Origin of the sequence: Kocuria carniphila (assembly GCF_004136555.1) — a bacterium.
Taxonomy (GTDB): domain Bacteria; phylum Actinomycetota; class Actinomycetes; order Actinomycetales; family Micrococcaceae; genus Kocuria; species Kocuria carniphila.
The window spans coordinates 1-19,646 of sequence record NZ_NOIT01000018.1; the positions used below are offsets into that span (position 1 = coordinate 1).

Consider the following 19,646-nt stretch of genomic DNA (forward strand, 5'->3'; position numbering starts at 1 on the left):
CACCCCAGGGAACTACGCGGACATTCTTACGTGAGGCACCCGCTCCCGTTCCCGGACCTTTTAGCTGAGTCTCGTCGCCAGTTCGCAGTTGCCCGCGACAGCTGCTATGGTAGCTAGGAATTGCTCGGTCACGAGCGTGTGCATTTTCGATTCAATGGCAAATTGGACCCTGTCCTTTGGTACGCGGTTTGTACCTAGATGCCATTTTTTGTCATGCCTGCTTCCGTGACTCACCAATCCGCAGTCAGCAGGCCGTTCACCCGGTGAACGCAAGGTCTGCCCAAACAGGAGGCACTGTGCCAACTATTCAGCAGCTGGTCCGCAAGGGCCGGACGTCCAAGGTCGTCAAGACCAAAGCCCCCGCGCTCAAGGGCAACCCCATGAAGCGCGGCGTGTGCACCCGTGTGTTCACCACCACCCCCAAGAAGCCGAACTCGGCTCTCCGTAAGGTGGCTCGTGTCAAGCTCAACGGCGGCGTGGAAGTTACCGCGTACATCCCCGGTGAGGGACACAACCTGCAGGAACACTCCATCGTGCTGGTGCGCGGTGGTCGTGTGAAGGACCTGCCGGGTGTTCGCTACAAGATCGTGCGCGGCGCACTCGACACCCAGGGTGTCAAGGGTCGCCAGCAGGCTCGTTCCCGCTACGGCGCCAAGAAGGAGAAGAAGTAATGCCTCGTAAAGGTCCCGCTCCCAAGCGCCCCCTCGTCGTAGACCCCGTCTACAGCTCTCCCGTTGTCACGCAGCTGATCAACAAGGTCCTGCAGGACGGCAAGAAGTCCACCGCAGAGCGCATCGTCTACGGCGCCCTGGAGGGTGTTCGTAACAAGACCAACGCCGACCCCGTCGCAACCTTGAAGAAGGCCCTCGACAACGTCAAGCCGGCCCTCGAGGTCCGCTCCCGCCGTGTCGGTGGCGCCACCTACCAGGTTCCCGTCGAGGTCAAGGCAGGCCGCGCCACCGCGCTGTCCCTGCGCTGGCTTGTCGGCTACGCCAAGGTTCGTCGCGAAAACACCATGACTGAGCGTCTCCAGAACGAGATCCTCGACGCCTCCAACGGCCTGGGTGCCGCTGTGAAGCGCCGCGAGGATACTCACAAGATGGCTGAGTCCAACAAGGCCTTCGCCCACTATCGCTGGTAAAATCCGATAGTCGTGTCGACCCCGCCAACAGCGGGGTCGACACCTGGGCCCGGCACCAACCTTTACGAAGGGAACCATCGTGGCACTTGACGTGCTTACCGACCTGAACAAGGTCCGCAATATCGGCATCATGGCTCACATCGATGCCGGTAAGACCACGACCACCGAACGAATCCTGTTCTACACGGGCATCAACCACAAGCTCGGCGAGACGCACGACGGTGCATCCACGATGGACTGGATGGCGCAGGAGCAGGAACGCGGCATCACCATTACCTCCGCCGCGACCTCGTGCTACTGGCACGACAACCAGATCAACATCATCGACACCCCCGGTCACGTGGACTTCACGGTCGAGGTCGAGCGCTCCCTGCGTGTGCTCGACGGCGCCGTGGCAGTTTTCGACGGCAAGGAGGGCGTTGAGCCCCAGTCCGAGACCGTGTGGCGTCAGGCTGACAAGTACGAAGTTCCGCGTATCTGCTTCGTCAACAAGATGGACAAGCTCGGTGCTGACTTCTACTTCACCGTGGACACCATCAAGTCCCGTCTGGGTGCAACCCCGCTCGTTCTGCAGCTGCCCATCGGCGCCGAGAACGATTTCGTGGGCGTTGTCGACCTGCTCACCATGAAGGCTTTCGTGTGGGAGGGCGACTCCAAGGGTGACGTGTCCCTGGGTGCCAAGTACGAAATCCGCGAGATCCCCGAGGATCTGCAGGAGCGTGCCGAGGAATACCGCAACCAGCTGGTCGAGTCCGTGGCCGAGGCCAACGACGACCTCATGGAGAAGTACCTCAACGGCGAAGAGCTCACTCAGGACGAGATCAAGCACGGTATCCGTGAGCTGACGATCAACTCCAAGGCATACCCGGTGCTGTGTGGTTCGGCATTCAAGAACCGCGGCGTGCAGCCCATGCTCGACGCAGTCGTTGACTACCTCCCCACTCCGCTGGACGTGCTCTCCGTGCAGGGTCACTCCGTGAAGGACGAGGAAGAGGTCATGACCCGTCCGGCAGACGCGAACGCTCCGTTCGCTGCTCTGGCGTTCAAGGTCGCGGCTCACCCGTTCTACGGTCAGTTGACCTACATCCGCGTGTACTCCGGTAAGGCCAAGGCCGGCGAGCAGGTGCTGAACTCCACCAAGGGCAAGAAGGAGCGCATCGGCAAGCTGTTCCAGATGCACTCCAACAAGGAGAACCCGGTGGACGAGATCTCCGCCGGTCACATCTACGCGGCCATCGGACTGAAGGACACCACCACCGGTGACACCCTGTGCGATCCCTCGGACCCCATCGTTCTGGAGTCCATGAGCTTCCCCGAACCCGTGATCTTCGTGGCCATCGAGCCCAAGACCAAGGGTGACCAGGAAAAGCTCTCCACCGCTATTCAGAAGCTCTCCGCTGAGGATCCCACCTTCACGGTGTCCCTCAACGACGAGACCGGCCAGACCGAGATCGGCGGCATGGGCGAGCTCCACCTGGACATCCTGGTGGACCGCATGAAGCGCGAGTTCAAGGTCGAAGCCAACGTGGGCAAGCCGCAGGTGGCTTACCGCGAGACCATCAAGAAGCCCGTGGAGAAGGTCGACTACACCCACAAGAAGCAGACCGGTGGTTCCGGTCAGTTCGCAAAGGTGCAGGTCGCTTTCGAGCCGCTTCCGCTGGACGCCGAGGAACTCTACGAGTTCGACAACAAGGTGACCGGTGGCCGCATCCCGCGCGAGTACATCCCCTCCGTGGATGCCGGTATCCAGGACGCCATGCAGTTGGGTGTTCTCGCCGGTTACCCCATGGTCGGTGTCAAGGCCACCCTGCTCGACGGTGCCTACCACGATGTCGACTCGTCCGAAATGGCGTTCAAGATCGCCGGTTCGATGGTGTTCAAGGAAGGCGTTCGTCGCGCCAACCCTGTGCTCCTCGAGCCGCTGATGTCCGTGGAGGTTCGCACCCCCGAGGAGTACATGGGCGACGTGATCGGCGACCTGAACTCCCGTCGTGGTCAGATCCAGTCCATGGAGGACGTCACCGGCGTCAAGCTGGTGAAGGCCCTCGTGCCGCTGTCCGAAATGTTCGGCTACATCGGTGACCTGCGTTCCAAGACCCAGGGTCGCGCCGTGTACTCGATGCAGTTCGACAGCTATTCGGAGGTCCCCAAGGCTGTCGCCGACGAGATCATCCAGAAGAACCGCGGCGAGTAAGCCCACCGGGGACTAGTCCCCGAATTTCGATAAACCACTAAAGCCAAAGTAGACTTGCACAGGTTTCGACTGCAGCAGTGCTATGCGCTGTGATAGCAGACTCCGGACATTCGGAGTCGTCGAGTAAGTCTCACCTCAATGTTCTAGGAGGAACACATCATGGCGAAGGCCAAGTTCGAGCGCACCAAGCCGCACCTCAACATCGGCACCATCGGCCACGTTGACCACGGCAAGACCACGCTCACCGCTGCGATCTCCAAGGTGCTTGCTGACAAGTACCCGGACATCAACGAGCAGCGCGACTTCGGTGCCATCGACTCCGCTCCGGAGGAGAAGCAGCGCGGCATTACCATCAACATCTCTCACATCGAGTACCAGACCGAGAAGCGTCACTACGCACACGTTGACGCCCCCGGTCACGCGGACTACGTGAAGAACATGATCACCGGTGCTGCTCAGATGGACGGCGCAATCCTCGTGGTTGCCGCTACCGACGGCCCCATGGCACAGACCCGCGAGCACGTTCTGCTCGCCCGTCAGGTGGGCGTTCCCTACCTGCTGGTCGCACTGAACAAGTCCGACATGGTCGACGACGAGGAACTGCTGGACCTCGTTGAAATGGAAGTTCGTGAACTGCTGTCCGACCAGGGCTTCGACGGCGACAACGCACCCGTGGTGCGCGTGTCCGCGCTGAAGGCTCTCGAGGGCGACGCTGAGTGGGTCAAGTCCGTCGAGGACCTCATGGAGGCCGTGGACGAGAACATCCCGGAGCCGGAGCGCGACACCGACAAGCCGTTCCTGATGCCCGTTGAGGACGTCTTCACCATCACCGGTCGTGGCACCGTTGTGACCGGCCGTGCCGAGCGTGGCACCCTGCCGATCAACTCCGAGGTCGAGATCGTCGGCATCCGCCCGATCCAGAAGACCACCGTGACCGGTATCGAGATGTTCCACAAGCAGATGGACGAAGCCCTCGCGGGCGAGAACTGTGGTCTGCTGCTGCGTGGCCTCAAGCGCGACGATGTCGAGCGTGGCCAGGTTGTCTGCAAGCCGGGTTCCATCACCCCGCACACGGACTTCGAGGCAAACGTCTACATCCTGTCCAAGGAAGAAGGCGGACGTCACAACCCGTTCTACTCGAACTACCGTCCGCAGTTCTACTTCCGCACCACCGACGTCACCGGCGTCATCACGCTGCCCGAAGGCACCGAGATGGTCATGCCCGGTGACAACACCGAAATGAGCGTTGAGCTGATCCAGCCCATCGCCATGGAGGACGGCCTCGGCTTCGCTATCCGTGAGGGTGGCCGCACCGTTGGTTCCGGCAAGGTGACCAAGATCATCAAGTAATCTCTGATGACTGAAGTGATCGTCGGCTAGCCCGATACACCACTCCGTAAGGCCCCGCCAGTTTCTTGCTGGCGGGGCCTTACGCGTCTGGCAGTACGGCGACGACGACGCTCGGCCGGCCGCGGCGGCGTCGTCGGCCTTGCGTACGGCCTGCGGGCGGGGGATGAGAAGAGCGCGTTTGCAAAGGCGTGTAAATCTCTGGCAGAATGGTCGCTGTTGTTCACGTGTCGGCGTGTGCCCGTAAAAAGGTCCCGACCGCGTCGGGCGAACCGGTACACCGAAGCAGCCTCAACGAGCCATGGCCTCCATGGGAACCACGTGAACAGCCATCCAATCGACACCATAGAAATTATTTGTGCGAACTCGTGTTTGCGTTTTCCGCGACACGCCCGAGTTCGGGTGTCGGTGCTTCAGCAGGGTGAGGAACCCGGTTCTACCGGATTCAGCCTGTGTGAAGTGGCGATATAAGCGCCAAAACACAAGGAGCGAAAGCTCCACACAGGGAAGTACTTGAAGAAAGAGAGTCACGACGCCATGGCGGGACAAAAAATCCGCATCCGGCTGAAGTCCTATGACCACGAGGTCATCGACGTCTCGGCCCGGAAAATCGTTGAGACGGTGACGCGCGCAGGCGCCACGGTAGTGGGACCCGTCCCGCTGCCCACGGAGAAGAACGTCTACTGCGTGATCCGCTCGCCGCACAAGTACAAGGACAGCCGTGAGCACTTCGAAATGCGCACACACAAGCGGCTGATCGACATCATCGACCCCACGCCCAAGGCCGTCGATTCGCTCATGCGTCTCGACCTGCCGGCTGACGTGAACATCGAAATCAAGCTGTAAAAAGGATCGCACCCCAATGACTACCACTTTCGAACGCCAGGTTAAGGGCCTGCTGGGCACCAAGCTCGGCATGACCCAGGTCTGGGACGAGAACGGGAAGTTCGTGCCGGTGACCGTGGTCAAGGCCGACTCCAACGTCGTGACGCAGCTGCGCAACGAGGACAAGGACGGCTACAACGCCGTTCAGATCGGCTTCGGTGCGATCGATCCCCGCAAGGTTTCTAAGCCGCTGGCTGGCCACTTCGCCGCCGCCGGAGTAACCCCGCGCCGCCACGTCGTCGAACTTCGTACTTCCGACTCCGCTGACTACGAGCTCGGCCAGGAACTGTCCGTCGAAATCTTCGACGCCGGTACCAAGGTCGACGTCGTCGGCACCACCAAGGGCAAGGGCACCGCCGGTGTTATGAAGCGTCACGGCTTCTCCGGCGTTGGCGCCTCCCACGGTGCACACAAGAACCACCGCAAGCCGGGATCCATCGGCGGCGCGTCTTACCCCGCACGTGTTTTCAAGGGCATGAAGATGGCTGGTCGCATGGGCAACGCCCGTCACACCACCATGAACCTGACCGTTCACGCTGTTGACGCCGACAACTCCCTGCTGCTCATCAAGGGCGCCCTGCCGGGCCCCAAGGGATCGGTCGTCCTCGTCCGAACCGCAGTGAAGGGAGCCTGATAAGCCATGGCAACTGAAACCGTAAACGTCGAGCTGCCCGCTGAGATCTTCGACGCGCAGACCAACGTGGCACTGCTTCACCAGGTCGTCGTCGCTCAGTTGGCCGCTGCTCGCCAGGGAACGCACAAGACCAAGACCCGCGCCGAAGTTTCCGGTGCAGGCCGTAAGCCGTTCAAGCAGAAAGGCACGGGTCGCGCTCGTCAGGGCTCCATCCGCGCTCCTCACATGACCGGCGGTGGCGTTGTCCACGGTCCGACCCCGCGTGACTACTCGCAGCGCACGCCCAAGAAGATGAAGGCGGCTGCCCTGCGCGGTGCCCTCTCGGACCGGGCTCGCAACAACCGCATCCACGTGGTTGCCGATCTGGTGACTGCTTCCGAGCCGTCCACCAAGGCCGCCAAGGAAGCACTGCGTTCGATCACCGAACGCAAGAACGTGCTGGTTGTTCTGGACCGCAGCGACGATGTCACTGCATTGTCCGTGCGCAACCTGGTCAACACGCACGCCGTGTACGCAGACCAGCTCAACACGTACGACGTGCTCGTCTCGGACGACGTGATCTTCACCAAGGCCGCTTACGACTCGTTCGTTGCTGCTGCGTCCGCTACGGGTAAGAACCAGGAGGACGCCAAGTGAGCGCGATCTACAACAAGGACCCGCGCGATGTGATCATTCGCCCGGTCGTCTCCGAGAAGTCCTACGGACTGATCGACGAGGGTAAGTACACCTTCCAGGTGGACCCCTCAGCGAACAAGACCGAGATCAAGTACGCCGTGGAGAAGATCTTCGGTGTCAAGGTCGAGTCCGTCAACACCCTCAATCGTCCCGGTAAGCGCAAGCGCACTCGCTTCGGCTGGGGAACGCGAAAGGCCACCAAGCGTGCCATCGTGTCCCTTCGGGAAGGTTCCATCGACATCTTCGGCGGTCCGCTCGCCTGAGCGGAGACCACTTTAACGAGGAATTTCAACTATGGCTATCCGTAAGCACAAGCCGACAACCCCGGGCCGTCGTGGCTCGTCGGTTGCCGACTTCGTAGAAATCACGCGCACAACGCCCGAGAAGTCTCTGGTGCGTCCGCTGCCCAAGAAGGGCGGTCGTAACAACACCGGTCGTATCACCACCCGTCACAAGGGCGGTGGACACAAGCGCCAGTACCGTGTCATCGACTTCCGTCGTCACGACAAGGACGGCATTGATGCCAAGGTCGCTCACATCGAGTACGACCCCAACCGTACGGCTCGCATTGCGCTGCTGCACTTCGTTGACGGCACCAAGCGCTACATCGTGGCTCCCAACAAGCTCAAGCAGGGCGATGTTGTCGAGTCCGGCCCGTCCGCCGACATCAAGCCCGGTAACAACCTGCCGCTGCGCAACATCCCCGTGGGCACCGTGCTCCACGCCGTGGAGTTGCGTCCCGGTGGCGGCGCCAAGCTGGCTCGTTCGGCCGGCGCCTCCGTGCAGCTCGTCGCCAAGGAAGGCAAGTACGGCCAGCTCCGTCTGCCCTCCGGCGAGATCCGCAACGTCGACGTGCGCTGCCGCGCAACCGTGGGCGAGGTTGGCAACGCCGAGCAGTCCAACATCAACTGGGGCAAGGCCGGCCGTAACCGTTGGAAGGGCATCCGCCCGACCGTCCGCGGTGTCGTCATGAACCCCGTGGATCACCCCCACGGTGGTGGTGAGGGTAAGACTTCCGGTGGTCGCCACCCGGTCAACCCGAACGGCAAGCCCGAGGGACGCACCCGTCGCCCCAACAAGGAAAGCGACAAGCTCATCGTCCGTCGTCGTCGTACCGGCAAGAACAAGCGCTAAGGAGCCTGACTAATGCCACGCAGCCTCAAGAAGGGCCCTTTCGTTGATCAGCACCTCTACCTGAAGGTCGCCAAGGAGAACGAGAAGGGCACCAAGAACGTCATCAAGACGTGGTCCCGCCGCTCGATGATCGTGCCCGACATGCTCGGCCACACGATCGCCGTGCACGACGGACGCAAGCACATCCCGGTGTTCATCACGGAGTCGATGGTCGGGCACAAGCTCGGCGAATTCGCTCCCACCCGCACATTCCGCGGCCATGTGAAGGACGACAAGAAGGGCAAGCGTCGCTGACCTCTGGTTAGCACGTAGCACTTCTTCGACAAGACGAGAGAAGGAAAGCAATGGAAGCCAAGGCATCTGCGCGCTACATCCGCGTGACGCCTATGAAGGCCCGGCGCGTCGTCAACCTGATTCGTGGCCAGCAGGCGAATGAGGCATTGGCGATTCTGAAGTTTGCCCCCCAGGCAGCTTCCGAGCCGGTATTCAAGGTTCTCGAATCCGCCGTAGCTAACGCACGGCAGAAGGCCGACCGTGAAGGCCTCGCGTTCAAGCAGGAAGACCTCGTTGTCTCCGCTGCTTACGTGGACGAGGGCCCCACCATGAAGCGGTTCCAGCCGCGCGCCCAGGGTCGTGCGTACCGCATCAACAAGCGCACGAGCCACGTGACCGTGGTCGTGGCGACCCCGGAGAAGGAGGAGGTCCGCTAAGTGGGACAGAAAATCAACCCCAACGGATTCCGTCTGGGTATCACCACCGACCACATCTCGCACTGGTACGCCGACTCCAACCAGCCGGGCCAGCGCTACAAGGACTACATCCGCGAGGATGTGAAGATCCGCGAACTCATGTCCAAGGGCATGGAGCGCGCCGGTATCTCCAAGGTCGAGATCGAGCGCACCCGTGACCGTGTGCGTGTGGACATCCACACCGCCCGTCCGGGCATCGTGATCGGCCGCCGCGGCGCCGAAGCTGACCGCATCCGCGGTGAGCTCGAAAAGCTGACCGGCAAGCAGATCCAGCTGAACATCCTGGAAGTCAAGAACCCCGAGACCGACGCACAGTTGGTTGCTCAGGGCGTCGCCGAGCAGCTCGCTTCTCGCGTGGCCTTCCGCCGCGCCATGAAGAAGGCTATTCAGTCCGCACAGCGTGCGGGTGCCAAGGGTATTCGTATCCAGTGCGCCGGCCGCCTGGGAGGCGCTGAAATGTCCCGCTCGGAGTTCTACCGCGAAGGCCGTGTGCCCCTGCACACCCTGCGCGCGAACATCGACTACGGCTTCTTCGAGGCCAAGACCACCTTCGGCCGTATCGGCGTGAAGGTCTGGATCTACAAGGGCGACCTGACCTCCAAGGAACTGGCTGCACAGCAGGCCGCTGCTCCGTCTTCGCGCGGACGCAACGACCGTCGCGGTGGCGCCGGTGGCGGCGAGCGTCGTCGTCGTGGTGGCAATGACCGTAACGACCGTGGCGGACGCCGTGAGCGTAACGACTCCGCCGCAGCCCCGCAGCAGAACAACGCTGCGGAGGCGCCCAACGCAGAGGGTGGTAAGTAATGCTTATCCCACGTCGTGTTAAGTTCCGCAAGCAGCACCACCCCAAGCGTCGGGGCCAGGCTAAGGGCGGAACCCAGGTATCGTTCGGCGAGTGGGGCATCCAGGCACTGAGCCCGGCATATGTCACCAACCGTCAGATCGAGTCCGCGCGTATCGCAATGACCCGTCACATCAAGCGTGGCGGTAAGGTCTGGATCAACATTTACCCGGACCGTCCCCTGACCAAGAAGCCTGCCGAAACCCGTATGGGTTCCGGTAAGGGTTCTCCCGAATGGTGGGTCGCCAACGTCAAGCCCGGACGCATCATGTTCGAGATCTCCGGCGTGTCCGAAGAGGTCGCCCGTGAGGCGCTTCGTTTGGCAATCCACAAGCTCCCGATGAAGGCACGTATCGTGCGTCGCGAAGGTGGTGAATGATCAATGGCCATTGGATCTAAGGATCTGAACATGGAAAACCTCGCGGAGCTCGACAACAGTGCTCTGACCGAGCAGTTGCGGAAGTCCAAGGAAGAGCTGTTCAACCTGCGCTTCCAGTCCGCAACCGGTCAGCTCGAGAGCAACGGTCGTCTGAAGTCCGTCAAGCGTGACATCGCCCGCATCTACACCGTGCTCCGTGAGCGCGAGCTGGGCATCCGCGAAGAGGTCCAGGCGACTGCTGTAGAGACCGACAAGAAGGCAGCCAAGAAAAGCAAGAAGGCCGCCAAGTCTGAGGATGATGCCAAGTGAGCGAGCAGGTTAACAACGAGGCCACGGCCGAGCGCGGTGACCGTAAGACCCGTCGCGGCTACGTAGTCTCCGACAAGATGGACAAGACCGTGGTCGTGCAGGTCGAGGATCGTGTGAAGCACGCCCTCTACGGCAAGGTCATGCGTAAGTCCAAGCGCATCAAGGCGCACGACGAGGAGAACACCGCTGGTGTCGGTGACCTCGTGCGTATCGCCGAGACGCGTCCGCTGTCCGCCAGCAAGAACTGGCGCATCGTGGAGATCATCGAGAAGGCCAAGTAAGGCTTCCCGAGATCGACAAAGCATGCCGGCTCTGAGCCGACACACGGGCCCTCATCTTCGGATGGGGGCCCGTGGCTTTGCCGGAACCGCCCAGTTGGACCTACCAGTCCGTGGGCTGTACAGTGGATCAGTACGCGTGTGGCACACGTGTGCCCACATCACTGACTTCGACACTGCTGAGTCAGAATCCACAATGCCCCACGGCCCGCCCGGCGGACCGTGATTTCCGCAGGGAAATCGGGGCATGAACCAGCGTCTTCGTGCGGCTTTACGCGCGAAGTACCACGCGGCATCGCCAAGCGATGTTCACCGCGTGCCGTTGCCCGTTCACGGATTCTGGTTGAGCAGACCGATCCTCGGTGGGGCAGCGAAGCAGACGATTAGTTCGTCTGAATTACTTCGAATCACTCACGCCACAAACCCAGCGCGTACGTGCTTTGCGAAAACGCCTCGGGCCCCTCCTACGGCCACGGGGAGCACCGTTCAGCGAAGCGTTCAAATATCTACCGTTCCGCAAGGCTCGACATCGTCCAGATATGGATGAGAACCGGCGCGACGACAGGAGAAATCAGTGATTCAGCAGGAGTCGCGGCTTAGGGTCGCCGATAACACGGGTGCGAAGGAAATCCTCACCATCCGTGTACTCGGTGGATCCGGACGCCGTTACGCAGGCATTGGTGACGTCATTGTCGCCACCGTTAAGGACGCAATCCCCGGTGGCAACGTCAAGAAGGGCGACGTTGTCAAGGCAGTTGTGGTCCGTACCAAGAAGCAGAGGCGCCGTTCCGACGGTTCCTACATTCGTTTCGACGAGAACGCCGCAGTGATCTTGAAGACCGACGGGGATCCCCGTGGCACGCGTATCTTCGGCCCCGTGGGCCGCGAGCTGCGCGACAAGAAGTTCATGAAGATCATCTCGCTGGCTCCGGAGGTGCTCTGACATGGCGAAATTCAAGATCAAGACCGGAGACCTGGTTCAGGTTATTTCCGGCAACAAGCAGAACAAGGGCAAGCAGGGCAAGGTCCTGCGTGTGATCACCGAGACTTCCCGCGTGGTTGTCGAAGGTGTCAACGTGGTGACCAAGCACAAGCGTGCCAGCGCCCAGGGCGAAGCCGGCGGCATCGTCAAGACCGAGGCTCCCATTCACATCTCGAACGTGATGCTCGTGGACCCGGAGACCGGCAAGCCGACCCGCGTGGGCTATCGCACCGAGACCGTGGAGCGTGACGGCAAGCAGAAGACCGTTCGCGTTCGCGTGTCCAAGAGCACCGGCAAGGATCTGTGATGAGCGAAACGACCGAAACCAAGATGACCCCGCGGTTCAAGACCAAGTACCAGGAAACCGTTGCGCCGGCACTCCAGGAAGAGTTCGGTTACACGAACGTCATGGAACTGCCCCGCATCACCAAGGTTGTCGTGAACATGGGTCTGGGCGAGGCAGCCAAGGATTCCAAGCTGGTGGATTCCGCCATCAAGGACCTGACCGCCATCACCGGCCAGAAGCCCGTGGTCAACCGTGCCAAGAAGTCCATCGCGCAGTTCAAGCTGCGCGAAGGTATGCCCATCGGCGCTCACGTCACCATGCGTGGCGATCGTATGTGGGAATTCCTGGACCGTCTGGTCACGCTGGCCCTGCCGCGTATCCGTGACTTCCGTGGCTTGTCCGACCGTCACTTCGACGGCAACGGCAACTACACCTTCGGTTTGACGGAACAGTCCATGTTCCACGAAATCGACCAGGACCGGATCGACCGTGTGCGCGGTATGGACATCACCGTGGTGACCACCGCAAAGACTGACGACGAGGGTCGCGCGCTGCTCAAGGCGCTCGGCTTCCCGTTCAAGACCAACTAATTCCCGCGACGTCAGAGGTCCCGACTGGCTGTAACCGGTCGGGAAACCGTGACGAGGAAGGGCATGTGCCCAAACATGACAATGACAGATCCTGTCGCAGACATGCTGACGCGTCTGCGTAATGCGAACTCCGCATACCACGACACCGTGAGCATGCCGTACTCCAAGCTGAAGGCTCGGGTTGCGGACATCCTCAAGGCCGAAGGTTACATCGCGGACTGGAGTGAGGAACCGGCCAAGGTCGGTAAGACCCTCACCCTGTCCCTGAAGTTCGGCCCCAACCGTGAGCGCTCCATTGCAGGCGTTCGCCGTATCTCCAAGCCGGGTTTGCGCGTTTACGCGAAGTCCACCAACCTGCCGAAGGTTCTCGGCGGCATGGGCATCGCGATCCTCTCCACCTCTTCGGGTCTGCTGACTGACAAGCAGGCCGGCAAGAAGGGCGTGGGCGGGGAAGTCCTCGCGTACGTCTGGTAATCGGCAGCACAGAACAAAGAAAGGAAGAGAACATGTCACGTATTGGACGTCTCCCGATCTCTGTGCCCGCCGGTGTGGAGGTCGCTGTGGACGGTTCCGTGGTGAAGGTCAAGGGCCCCAAGGGCGAATTGACTCACACCGTGGCCGCTCCCATCACCGTGGTTGTTGAAGACGGCACCGTTCAGGTTGCCCGCCCCAACGACGAGCGCGAGTCCCGCGCTCTGCACGGTTTGACTCGTACCCTGATCGCCAACATGGTCCAGGGTGTCTCCGAGGGTTACAGCAAGCAGCTGGAAATCGTCGGAACCGGTTACCGTGTTCAGGCCAAGGGCGCCAACCTGGAGTTCGCTCTGGGTTACAGCCACCCTGTTCCGTTCGAGGCTCCGGACGGCATCACGCTGTCCGTGGAAGGTTCGAACAAAGTCACCGTCGCCGGTATCGACAAGCAGCAGGTTGGCCAGGTTGCCGCAAAGATCCGCAAGCTGCGTCTGCCCGACCCCTACAAGGGCAAGGGCGTGCGTTACGCCGGCGAGCAGATCCGCCGCAAGGCCGGAAAGGCTGGTAAGTAATCATGGCTCTCGTAATCAAGGGCAAGTCGAAGTCCGCTCAGCGCGCACGTCGTCACCGCCGCGTACGCAAGTACGTTTCGGGTACCGCTCTGCGTCCCCGTCTCGTAGTGACCCGTTCCGCGCGTCACATGGTCGCTCAGGTGATCGACGACGACAAGGGTGTAACCCTGGCGTCAGCTTCCACCATGGAAGCTGACCTGCGGGCCGCCTCGGAGGACAAAACCGCCAAGGCCAAGCGTGTCGGCGAACTCGTCGCCGAACGCGCCAAGGCTGCCGGTGTCGAAACGGTTGTCTTCGACCGTGGCGGTAACAAGTACCACGGCCGTGTGGCCGCGGTGGCCGATGGTGCCCGTGAAGGAGGTCTGGCGCTGTGAGCGAGCAGAACAATGAGAAGGAAACCAAGGTGAGCGAAGCCACCAACGCTTCCAACGAAGCTACTGAGGCTCAGCAGGGAACCGAGGACAACCGCGGTGGCCGCGGCGGTCGCGGTAACCGCAACGAGCGCGGTGGCCGTGGCGAGCGCGGCGGTCGTAACGAGCGCGGCGGCCGTGGTGGCCGTGGCGGTCGCGAGGAAGAGAAGGACAAGTTCCTCGAGCGCGTCGTGACCATCAACCGTGTCTCCAAGGTGGTCAAGGGTGGCCGCCGCTTCAGCTTCACCGCCCTCGTGGTGGTTGGCGATGGCAACGGCATGGTTGGCGTGGGCTACGGCAAGGCCAAGGAAGTTCCCGCCGCCATCTCCAAGGGCGTCGAGGAAGCCAAGAAGAACTTCTTCCGGGTTCCTCGCGTGGAAGAGCGCACCATTCCGCACCGCGTGCAGGGCGAAGCCGCTGCCGGTGTCGTGATGTTGCGTCCGGCCACTCCGGGTACCGGTGTTATCGCCGGCGGTCCGGTGCGTGCCGTACTCGAGTGCGCGGGCATCCACGACGTGTTGTCCAAGTCCTTGGGCTCGTCCAACCAGATCAACATCGTGCACGCAACCATTGAGGCCCTGCGTATGCTCGAAGAGCCCGCTTCCGTGGCTGCCCGTCGTGGCCTGCCCATGGACGAGGTTGTTCCGGGCCCGCTGCTGCGCGATATCCAGAAGGCAGGTGCCTGATGAACGGAAAGCGTATTCAGGCCAACGGTGCCACACTGCGTATCAAGCAGATCCGCTCCGTGGTCGGTCAGAAGCAGAACATGCGCGACACCCTTCGTTCCCTCGGTTTGAAGAAGCCGGGCAACGTGGTGGAGCGCAAGGCCGATGCAGCGACCGCGGGCATGATCAATACCGTGTCGCATCTCGTAGAGGTTGAGGAGGCCGAGTGACCATGGCTGAAAACACTGGGAGCAAGAAGCAGCACGCTCTGAAGGTTCACCACCTGCGTCCGGCCCCCGGATCTCACCAGTCCAAGACCCGTGTGGGTCGTGGTGAGGCTTCGAAGGGTAAGACTGCCGGTCGCGGTACCAAGGGCACCAAGGCGCGTTACCAGGTGAAGGCCGGTTTTGCCGGCGGTCAGCTGCCGTTGCACATGCGTCTGCCCAAGCTGCGCGGGTTCAAGAACCCGTTCCGCGTCGAGTACCAGGTCGTGAACCTGGATCGTCTGGGCGAGCTGTTCCCCGAGGGCGGCACGATCGGTATTTCCGATCTCGTTGCCAAGGGTGCAGTGCGCAAGAACCAGCCGGTCAAGGTTCTGGGCACCGGAGAGATCTCCGTTGCACTGAACATCACCGCGGACAAGTTCTCGGCCTCCGCGGCTGAGAAGATCGCAGCTGCCGGCGGTTCCACGCAGACCGCGTGAGACTGAACGCAGTAATCGGTTGTAGGGTGTAACCCTGAACTGAAGCGGGCCCCGTGCCGTATTGTCGGCACGGGGCCCGCTGCTTTTTATCAGGGTGTTCGCGCTCACCTCTCGCGTGTGCGCGCAACATCCTTCGCTAGACTTGCCCGGGGTCGGGACCGGCCGGGCCAACACTGAAGTTTTTGGAGGAGGACCTGTGCTCAGTGCTTTCGCACGGGCGTTCACAACGCCGGAACTGCGCAACAAGCTGCTGTTCACCCTCGGGATCATCGTGATCTACCGGTTGGGCACTTTCATTCCTGCGCCTGGCGTGGACTACGGCAACGTACAGCAGTGTCTAGCACTGGGTAACACGACCGGTGGCGTGTACGACTTGGTCAACCTGTTCAGCGGTGGCGCACTGTTGCAGTTGTCCATTTTTGCGCTCGGTGTGATGCCGTACATCACGGCGAGCATCATCGTGCAGCTGTTGCGCGTGGTGATTCCCCGGTTCCAGGAACTCCACGAAGAGGGTGCCCAGGGGCAGACCAAACTCACTCAGTACACTCGTTATCTGACCATTGGGCTGGCCGCGCTCAACGCGACCACCGTGGTCTCGCTGGCTCGATCCGGCGCGCTGTTGGGTGACTGCCCCTTGCCGATCATCCCGAACGATTCCCTGATGATCCTGGTCATCATGATTCTTACGATGACCGCCGGCACCACGCTGATCATGTGGCTGGGCGAACGCATCACCGACCGCGGTGTCGGCAACGGCATGTCCTTGCTGATCTTCACCTCGATCGCCGCAACCTTCCCGTCCGCACTGGGCGACATCCTTCGCACCCGCGGCTGGGGCCTGTTCCTGGCCGTGTGCGCCGTGGGACTCGTGGTCATCACGTGCGTCGTGTTCGTGGAGCAGTCGCAGCGTCGCATCCCGGTGCAGTACGCCAAGCGCATGGTGGGTCGTCGAACCATTGGCGGCACCAGCACCTACATCCCACTCAAGGTCAACATGGCCGGCGTGATCCCCATCATCTTCGCCTCATCCATGCTCATGCTGCCGTCCATGATCGCGCAGTTCGGGATGCCGAATGACGGCTCTCCGGTGCCCGGTTGGGTCAATTGGATCAACACGTACCTGACATCCGGTGACCACCCGGTCTACATGGTCACGTACTTCCTGATGATCGTGGCGTTCACGTACTTCTACGTGTCCATCACGTTCAATCCGGAAGAGGTCTCCAACAACATGAAGCGATACGGCGGCTTCATCCCCGGAATTCGCGCGGGCCGGCCCACGGAGAACTACCTGCGCTACGTGCTGTCCCGCATTACGCTCCCGGGTGCTCTCTACCTGGGCATCGTGTCCATGATCCCGCTCATCGCTCTGGTGTTGTTCGACGCCAACCAGAACTTCCCGTTCGGTGGTCCTTCGCTGCTGATCATGGTGGGCGTGGGTTTGGACACCGTGAAGCAGATCGACGCGCAGCTGCAGCAGCGTCACTACGAGGGGTTGCTGCGTAAGTAGTTGTCCACCAAGTCCCGCGGATCCGTACGATCCGCCCCGCTGCCGGGCTGTTGCCAGTAAAGTGGTGGGGGACCAGAGAAGTTCGTGCAAGGAGAAACCATGACCCGTTTGTTGATCATCGGACCGCCAGGCGCTGGCAAGGGCACTCAGGCGGCTCGCATTTGTGAACGGTTGAACGTTCCTGCGATCTCCACCGGGGACATTTTCCGAGCCAATATCAAAGAGCAGACCGAACTCGGCAAGGAAGCGCAGCGGTACACGGACGCGGGCAATCTGGTGCCGGACTCCGTGACCAATTCCATGGTGCGGGACCGTTTGGCACAGGATGACGTGAACAACGGGTTCCTGCTGGACGGTTACCCGCGCACCGTGGCCCAGGTCGAGGAGCTGGACAGCATCCTCGAGGCCAATGGCACTCACCTGGATGTCGTGCTGCTGCTGACCGCTGACAACGACGAGCTCGTCAAGCGCTTGCTCGGCCGCGCGCAGGATCAGGGCCGCACCGATGACACGGAAGACGTCATTCGGCACCGCCTGGACGTGTATGACCAGCAGACCGCGCCGGTCGTTGGCGTGTACGAGAAGCGCGGCATTGTCACCGAGGTCGACGGCCTGGGCGACATCGATCAGGTCACCGAGCGCATCATGGCGGCGCTGGCCAGCTGAAATGCGATCTCGCTGAGATAAGAATTTGGGTGTGAGCCCTCGGAACGGCGCCATACAGCGCGTTCCGAGGGCTTAGCCGTTGATAGAACTCACCACTACGAAGGGAAGCGCGCACCGTGTTTGGTCGCCGCAAGGTAGAACTGAAGTCCGATGCCCAGCTTGCGCTCATGTCGCGAGCCGGGGTGGTGACCTCGCGCGCGCTCGACGCCGCCGTGGCCGCTGCCGTTCCCGGGGCCACCACCGCTGATGTGGATCAAGCTTTCCGGGACGTCCTGGCGGCCAACAATGCCGAGTCCAACTTCCTGGGCTACTACGGTTATCCGGCCACGGTGTGCGTATCCGTCAACGACCGCGTTGTTCACGGAATCCCGGGGGACCAGGTGTTGCTCGATGGGGACATTGTTTCCATCGACGGCGGTGCCATCGTGGATGGTTGGCACGGTGACTCGGCTCGCACTGTCCTGGTGGGGGAGCACCACGACCCGGCGGACGTCGAGCTGTCCAAGGTGACCCGCGCGGCGATGTGGCGCGGCATCGCGGCCATGGCCACCGGCACTCACGTGGGTGACATCGGTCAGGCTGTGGAGGATTACGTCCACGGATTGGTCGGACAGCGGTTGGGGATCCTCGAGGACTACGTGGGCCACGGCATCGGCACCGCCATGCACATGGCCCCGGACGTTCCCAATTACGCCGTGCGCAACCGCGGACCCCGGCTCGTCCCGGGCATGGCACTGGCTATTGAACCGATGCTGGTGCGCGGCGGGATCGAGACCAAGATCCTGGACGACGACTGGACCGTGGTGACCGTGGACGGCGCCAACGCGAGCCAGTGGGAACACAGCGTGTGCCTGCACTCCAAGGGCCTGTGGGTCCTCACCGCTGAAGACGGCGGCGCATCCGAACTCGAACCCCTGGGCGTACATCCCGTCCCGATAGCCGCATCCTGAACCGCACGCGCGGTACGCACGAGCGAAAGGACCTGACATGGCCACCGACGTAGAGATCACCGAACGACCTAAACCCGGGCAGCTGGTATTCAAACCCGCTCGCCGGGGTAAACCCCCGCAGCACCTGGCCGACCTGGATCTGGCCGGGCGCAAGAAGATGCTGCAGGACGCCGGCTACCCGGCGTTCCGAGCGGCGCAATTGTCCAAGCACTACTTCGAACGGTTCGAAACCGATCCGGACAAGATGACCGACCTGCCGGCTGGACAACGCGAGGAACTGGTTGCAGCGGCCATGCCGCCACTGTTGACCACGGTCAAGAACCTCAAGGCGGACCAGGGCATGACGGTCAAGTCCGTCCATCGGCTGTTCGACGGCGCCATGGTCGAGTCCGTGCTCATGCGATACAGCAAGCGCGTGACCATGTGCATCTCATCCCAGGCAGGTTGTGGCATGAACTGCCCGTTCTGCGCGACCGGTCAGGCAGGTCTGACTCGTAACCTCTCCGCCGCGGAGATCGTGGACCAAGTTGTCCAGGGCATCCGAGGTCTGCGTGACGGTGTGGTGGGTCCTGCAGAGGAAGCACCGCTGCGCGTGTCGAACATCGTGTTCATGGGCATGGGGGAGGCCCTCGCCAACTACAAGGCCACCATGGGCGCGGTACACCGCCTGATCGATCCGTCACCGGAGGGTCTGGGACTTTCCGCGCGCGGGTTGACCATGTCCACTGTGGGTCTGGTGCCCGGGATGCGGAAGTTCACGCAGGAGAAGTTGCCCATCACCCTGGCGCTGTCCCTGCACGCCCCGGACGACGAACTGCGCGACGAACTGATCCCGGTCAACAATCGGTGGAAGGTGGATGAGGCGCTGGATGCCGCCCGCGAGTACTACGACGCCACCGGGCGCCGTGTATCAATCGAGTACGCCCTGATCCGTGACATGAACGATCAAGGCTGGCGTGCGGATTTGCTGGGGGAGAAGCTCAACAAGCGCGGTGCCGGTTGGGTGCACGTTAACCCCATCCCGCTCAATCCCACCCCGGGGTCCAAGTGGACGGCCTCGCGTCCTGGAGTCGAGCAGAACTTCGTGGAGCGTCTGCGCGCCCACGGAATTCCCACCACGGTGCGTGATACACGCGGTTCCGACATCGACGGCGCGTGCGGCCAGCTGGCCGCGGACGTCTAGACCCGCGGCGGCGTCGTCGCCCCGGATCGACCCGCCGCGAAGGTCGCAGGTGACTCACTACCCGTTACCGGATTGCATATCAAGTCTCAACC

At 62.0% G+C, this 19,646-nt stretch carries 28 protein-coding genes; all 28 read left to right on the forward strand.

Annotated elements, in window-relative coordinates:
• The first annotated feature begins 296 nt into the window (after positions 1–296).
• The 28 genes from rpsL (at position 297) to rlmN (ending at position 19,554) form a co-directional block, all read left to right on the forward strand.
• Positions 297–671 carry a 30S ribosomal protein S12 gene (rpsL, locus tag EWV37_RS12955; RefSeq protein ID WP_016998029.1) on the forward strand — a complete coding sequence of 125 codons (375 nt, stop codon included), beginning with the start codon at positions 297–299 and terminating at the stop codon, positions 669–671.
• Positions 671–1,141: a 30S ribosomal protein S7 gene (gene rpsG / locus EWV37_RS12960; RefSeq protein ID WP_095796580.1), complete on the forward strand. Its 471-nt coding sequence runs from the start codon at positions 671–673 to the stop codon at positions 1,139–1,141. The genes rpsL and rpsG overlap by 1 nt, the downstream gene beginning before the upstream one ends.
• A 79-nt stretch (positions 1,142–1,220) precedes the next feature.
• On the forward strand, positions 1,221–3,335 hold the full coding sequence (fusA, locus tag EWV37_RS12965; protein ID WP_095796581.1) for an elongation factor G: 2,115 nt from the start codon (positions 1,221–1,223) through the stop codon (positions 3,333–3,335).
• Positions 3,336–3,494: 159 nt separating this feature from the next.
• On the forward strand, positions 3,495–4,685 hold the full coding sequence (gene tuf / locus EWV37_RS12970; RefSeq protein WP_095796582.1) for an elongation factor Tu: 1,191 nt from the start codon (positions 3,495–3,497) through the stop codon (positions 4,683–4,685).
• A gap of 534 nt (positions 4,686–5,219) precedes the next feature.
• Positions 5,220–5,528 carry a 30S ribosomal protein S10 gene (gene rpsJ / locus EWV37_RS12975; RefSeq protein ID WP_003803825.1) on the forward strand — a complete coding sequence of 103 codons (309 nt, stop codon included), beginning with the start codon at positions 5,220–5,222 and terminating at the stop codon, positions 5,526–5,528.
• A 16-nt stretch (positions 5,529–5,544) separates the two neighbouring features.
• The gene (rplC, locus tag EWV37_RS12980; RefSeq protein WP_095796583.1) at positions 5,545–6,201 is read left to right on the forward strand and encodes a 50S ribosomal protein L3; all 657 of its coding nucleotides are present in this window, start codon (positions 5,545–5,547) and stop codon (positions 6,199–6,201) included.
• A gap of 6 nt (positions 6,202–6,207) precedes the next feature.
• Entirely contained in the window at positions 6,208–6,837 is a 630-nt protein-coding gene (gene rplD, locus EWV37_RS12985) for a 50S ribosomal protein L4 (RefSeq protein WP_129702096.1), read from the forward strand.
• Complete coding sequence (rplW, locus tag EWV37_RS12990) at positions 6,834–7,139, forward strand: 50S ribosomal protein L23 (protein WP_016997045.1); 306 nt, start codon at positions 6,834–6,836, stop codon at positions 7,137–7,139. The genes rplD and rplW overlap by 4 nt, the downstream gene beginning before the upstream one ends.
• Before the next feature lie 31 nt (positions 7,140–7,170).
• A complete protein-coding gene (gene rplB / locus EWV37_RS12995) occupies positions 7,171–8,010 on the forward strand; it encodes a 50S ribosomal protein L2 (protein WP_095796585.1) in 840 nt (279 codons plus the stop codon).
• A 12-nt stretch (positions 8,011–8,022) separates the two neighbouring features.
• Positions 8,023–8,304, forward strand: coding sequence for a 30S ribosomal protein S19 (gene rpsS / locus EWV37_RS13000; protein ID WP_016997047.1), 282 nt, complete (start codon positions 8,023–8,025; stop codon positions 8,302–8,304).
• Between the two features lie 50 nt (positions 8,305–8,354).
• A complete protein-coding gene (gene rplV / locus EWV37_RS13005; protein ID WP_016997049.1) occupies positions 8,355–8,720 on the forward strand; it encodes a 50S ribosomal protein L22 in 366 nt (121 codons plus the stop codon).
• Positions 8,721–9,563, forward strand: coding sequence for a 30S ribosomal protein S3 (gene rpsC, locus EWV37_RS13010; protein ID WP_016997051.1), 843 nt, complete (start codon positions 8,721–8,723; stop codon positions 9,561–9,563).
• On the forward strand, positions 9,563–9,979 hold the full coding sequence (rplP, locus tag EWV37_RS13015; RefSeq protein WP_016997053.1) for a 50S ribosomal protein L16: 417 nt from the start codon (positions 9,563–9,565) through the stop codon (positions 9,977–9,979). The genes rpsC and rplP overlap by 1 nt, the downstream gene beginning before the upstream one ends.
• 3 nt (positions 9,980–9,982) lie before the next feature.
• Positions 9,983–10,288, forward strand: a complete 306-nt coding sequence (gene rpmC, locus EWV37_RS13020; RefSeq protein ID WP_016997056.1) for a 50S ribosomal protein L29 — start codon at positions 9,983–9,985, stop codon at positions 10,286–10,288.
• The gene (gene rpsQ, locus EWV37_RS13025) at positions 10,285–10,569 is read left to right on the forward strand and encodes a 30S ribosomal protein S17 (RefSeq protein ID WP_016997057.1); all 285 of its coding nucleotides are present in this window, start codon (positions 10,285–10,287) and stop codon (positions 10,567–10,569) included. Before rpmC ends, rpsQ begins: the two co-directional genes overlap by 4 nt.
• A 571-nt stretch (positions 10,570–11,140) precedes the next feature.
• Positions 11,141–11,509 (forward strand): 50S ribosomal protein L14, encoded by a 369-nt coding sequence (gene rplN / locus EWV37_RS13030; protein ID WP_095796586.1) that lies wholly within the window; start codon positions 11,141–11,143, stop codon positions 11,507–11,509.
• A 1-nt stretch (position 11,510) separates the two neighbouring features.
• A complete protein-coding gene (rplX, locus tag EWV37_RS13035; RefSeq protein ID WP_095796587.1) occupies positions 11,511–11,855 on the forward strand; it encodes a 50S ribosomal protein L24 in 345 nt (114 codons plus the stop codon).
• On the forward strand, positions 11,855–12,424 hold the full coding sequence (gene rplE, locus EWV37_RS13040) for a 50S ribosomal protein L5 (protein WP_095796588.1): 570 nt from the start codon (positions 11,855–11,857) through the stop codon (positions 12,422–12,424). The genes rplX and rplE overlap by 1 nt, the downstream gene beginning before the upstream one ends.
• A gap of 75 nt (positions 12,425–12,499) precedes the next feature.
• Positions 12,500–12,898 (forward strand): 30S ribosomal protein S8, encoded by a 399-nt coding sequence (gene rpsH, locus EWV37_RS13045; protein ID WP_095796589.1) that lies wholly within the window; start codon positions 12,500–12,502, stop codon positions 12,896–12,898.
• A 32-nt stretch (positions 12,899–12,930) separates the two neighbouring features.
• Positions 12,931–13,467, forward strand: a complete 537-nt coding sequence (gene rplF, locus EWV37_RS13050) for a 50S ribosomal protein L6 (protein ID WP_095796590.1) — start codon at positions 12,931–12,933, stop codon at positions 13,465–13,467.
• 2 nt (positions 13,468–13,469) lie between these two features.
• Entirely contained in the window at positions 13,470–13,841 is a 372-nt protein-coding gene (gene rplR / locus EWV37_RS13055; protein ID WP_016997064.1) for a 50S ribosomal protein L18, read from the forward strand.
• Entirely contained in the window at positions 13,838–14,563 is a 726-nt protein-coding gene (gene rpsE, locus EWV37_RS13060; RefSeq protein WP_095796591.1) for a 30S ribosomal protein S5, read from the forward strand. Before rplR ends, rpsE begins: the two co-directional genes overlap by 4 nt.
• Positions 14,563–14,772 (forward strand): 50S ribosomal protein L30, encoded by a 210-nt coding sequence (gene rpmD, locus EWV37_RS13065; protein ID WP_095796592.1) that lies wholly within the window; start codon positions 14,563–14,565, stop codon positions 14,770–14,772. Before rpsE ends, rpmD begins: the two co-directional genes overlap by 1 nt.
• A 2-nt stretch (positions 14,773–14,774) precedes the next feature.
• A complete protein-coding gene (gene rplO, locus EWV37_RS13070) occupies positions 14,775–15,245 on the forward strand; it encodes a 50S ribosomal protein L15 (RefSeq protein ID WP_095796666.1) in 471 nt (156 codons plus the stop codon).
• A 196-nt stretch (positions 15,246–15,441) separates the two neighbouring features.
• Positions 15,442–16,755, forward strand: a complete 1,314-nt coding sequence (gene secY, locus EWV37_RS13075) for a preprotein translocase subunit SecY (RefSeq protein ID WP_095796593.1) — start codon at positions 15,442–15,444, stop codon at positions 16,753–16,755.
• Between the two features lie 99 nt (positions 16,756–16,854).
• Positions 16,855–17,421, forward strand: a complete 567-nt coding sequence (locus EWV37_RS13080) for an adenylate kinase (protein WP_095796594.1) — start codon at positions 16,855–16,857, stop codon at positions 17,419–17,421.
• 116 nt (positions 17,422–17,537) lie between these two features.
• A complete protein-coding gene (gene map, locus EWV37_RS13085) occupies positions 17,538–18,371 on the forward strand; it encodes a type I methionyl aminopeptidase (protein ID WP_129702098.1) in 834 nt (277 codons plus the stop codon).
• Between the two features lie 37 nt (positions 18,372–18,408).
• Positions 18,409–19,554, forward strand: a complete 1,146-nt coding sequence (gene rlmN, locus EWV37_RS13090; RefSeq protein ID WP_095796596.1) for a dual-specificity RNA methyltransferase RlmN — start codon at positions 18,409–18,411, stop codon at positions 19,552–19,554.
• The last annotated feature ends 92 nt before the right edge of the window (positions 19,555–19,646 follow it).

Bases quoted from the DNA above. Each gene is read 5' to 3' on its own strand.
- rpsJ (WP_003803825.1), top strand. From the start codon at position 5,220: ATGGCGGGACAAAAAATCCGCATCCGGCTGAAGTCCTATGACCACGAG.
- rpsS (WP_016997047.1), top strand. From the start codon at position 8,023: ATGCCACGCAGCCTCAAGAAGGGCCCTTTCGTTGATCAGCACCTCTAC.
- rplC (WP_095796583.1), top strand. From the start codon at position 5,545: ATGACTACCACTTTCGAACGCCAGGTTAAGGGCCTGCTGGGCACCAAG.
- rpmD (WP_095796592.1), top strand. From the start codon at position 14,563: ATGAACGGAAAGCGTATTCAGGCCAACGGTGCCACACTGCGTATCAAG.
- rplO (WP_095796666.1), top strand. From the start codon at position 14,775: ATGGCTGAAAACACTGGGAGCAAGAAGCAGCACGCTCTGAAGGTTCAC.
- rplB (WP_095796585.1), top strand. From the start codon at position 7,171: ATGGCTATCCGTAAGCACAAGCCGACAACCCCGGGCCGTCGTGGCTCG.
- rplD (WP_129702096.1), top strand. From the start codon at position 6,208: ATGGCAACTGAAACCGTAAACGTCGAGCTGCCCGCTGAGATCTTCGAC.
- tuf (WP_095796582.1), top strand. From the start codon at position 3,495: ATGGCGAAGGCCAAGTTCGAGCGCACCAAGCCGCACCTCAACATCGGC.
- rplV (WP_016997049.1), top strand. From the start codon at position 8,355: ATGGAAGCCAAGGCATCTGCGCGCTACATCCGCGTGACGCCTATGAAG.
- rplP (WP_016997053.1), top strand. From the start codon at position 9,563: ATGCTTATCCCACGTCGTGTTAAGTTCCGCAAGCAGCACCACCCCAAG.
- rpsG (WP_095796580.1), top strand. From the start codon at position 671: ATGCCTCGTAAAGGTCCCGCTCCCAAGCGCCCCCTCGTCGTAGACCCC.
- rplF (WP_095796590.1), top strand. From the start codon at position 12,931: ATGTCACGTATTGGACGTCTCCCGATCTCTGTGCCCGCCGGTGTGGAG.
- rlmN (WP_095796596.1), top strand. From the start codon at position 18,409: ATGGCCACCGACGTAGAGATCACCGAACGACCTAAACCCGGGCAGCTG.
- rplX (WP_095796587.1), top strand. From the start codon at position 11,511: ATGGCGAAATTCAAGATCAAGACCGGAGACCTGGTTCAGGTTATTTCC.
- EWV37_RS13080 (WP_095796594.1), top strand. From the start codon at position 16,855: ATGACCCGTTTGTTGATCATCGGACCGCCAGGCGCTGGCAAGGGCACT.
- rpmC (WP_016997056.1), top strand. From the start codon at position 9,983: ATGGCCATTGGATCTAAGGATCTGAACATGGAAAACCTCGCGGAGCTC.
- rplE (WP_095796588.1), top strand. From the start codon at position 11,855: ATGAGCGAAACGACCGAAACCAAGATGACCCCGCGGTTCAAGACCAAG.
- rplR (WP_016997064.1), top strand. From the start codon at position 13,470: ATGGCTCTCGTAATCAAGGGCAAGTCGAAGTCCGCTCAGCGCGCACGT.
- rpsH (WP_095796589.1), top strand. From the start codon at position 12,500: ATGACAATGACAGATCCTGTCGCAGACATGCTGACGCGTCTGCGTAAT.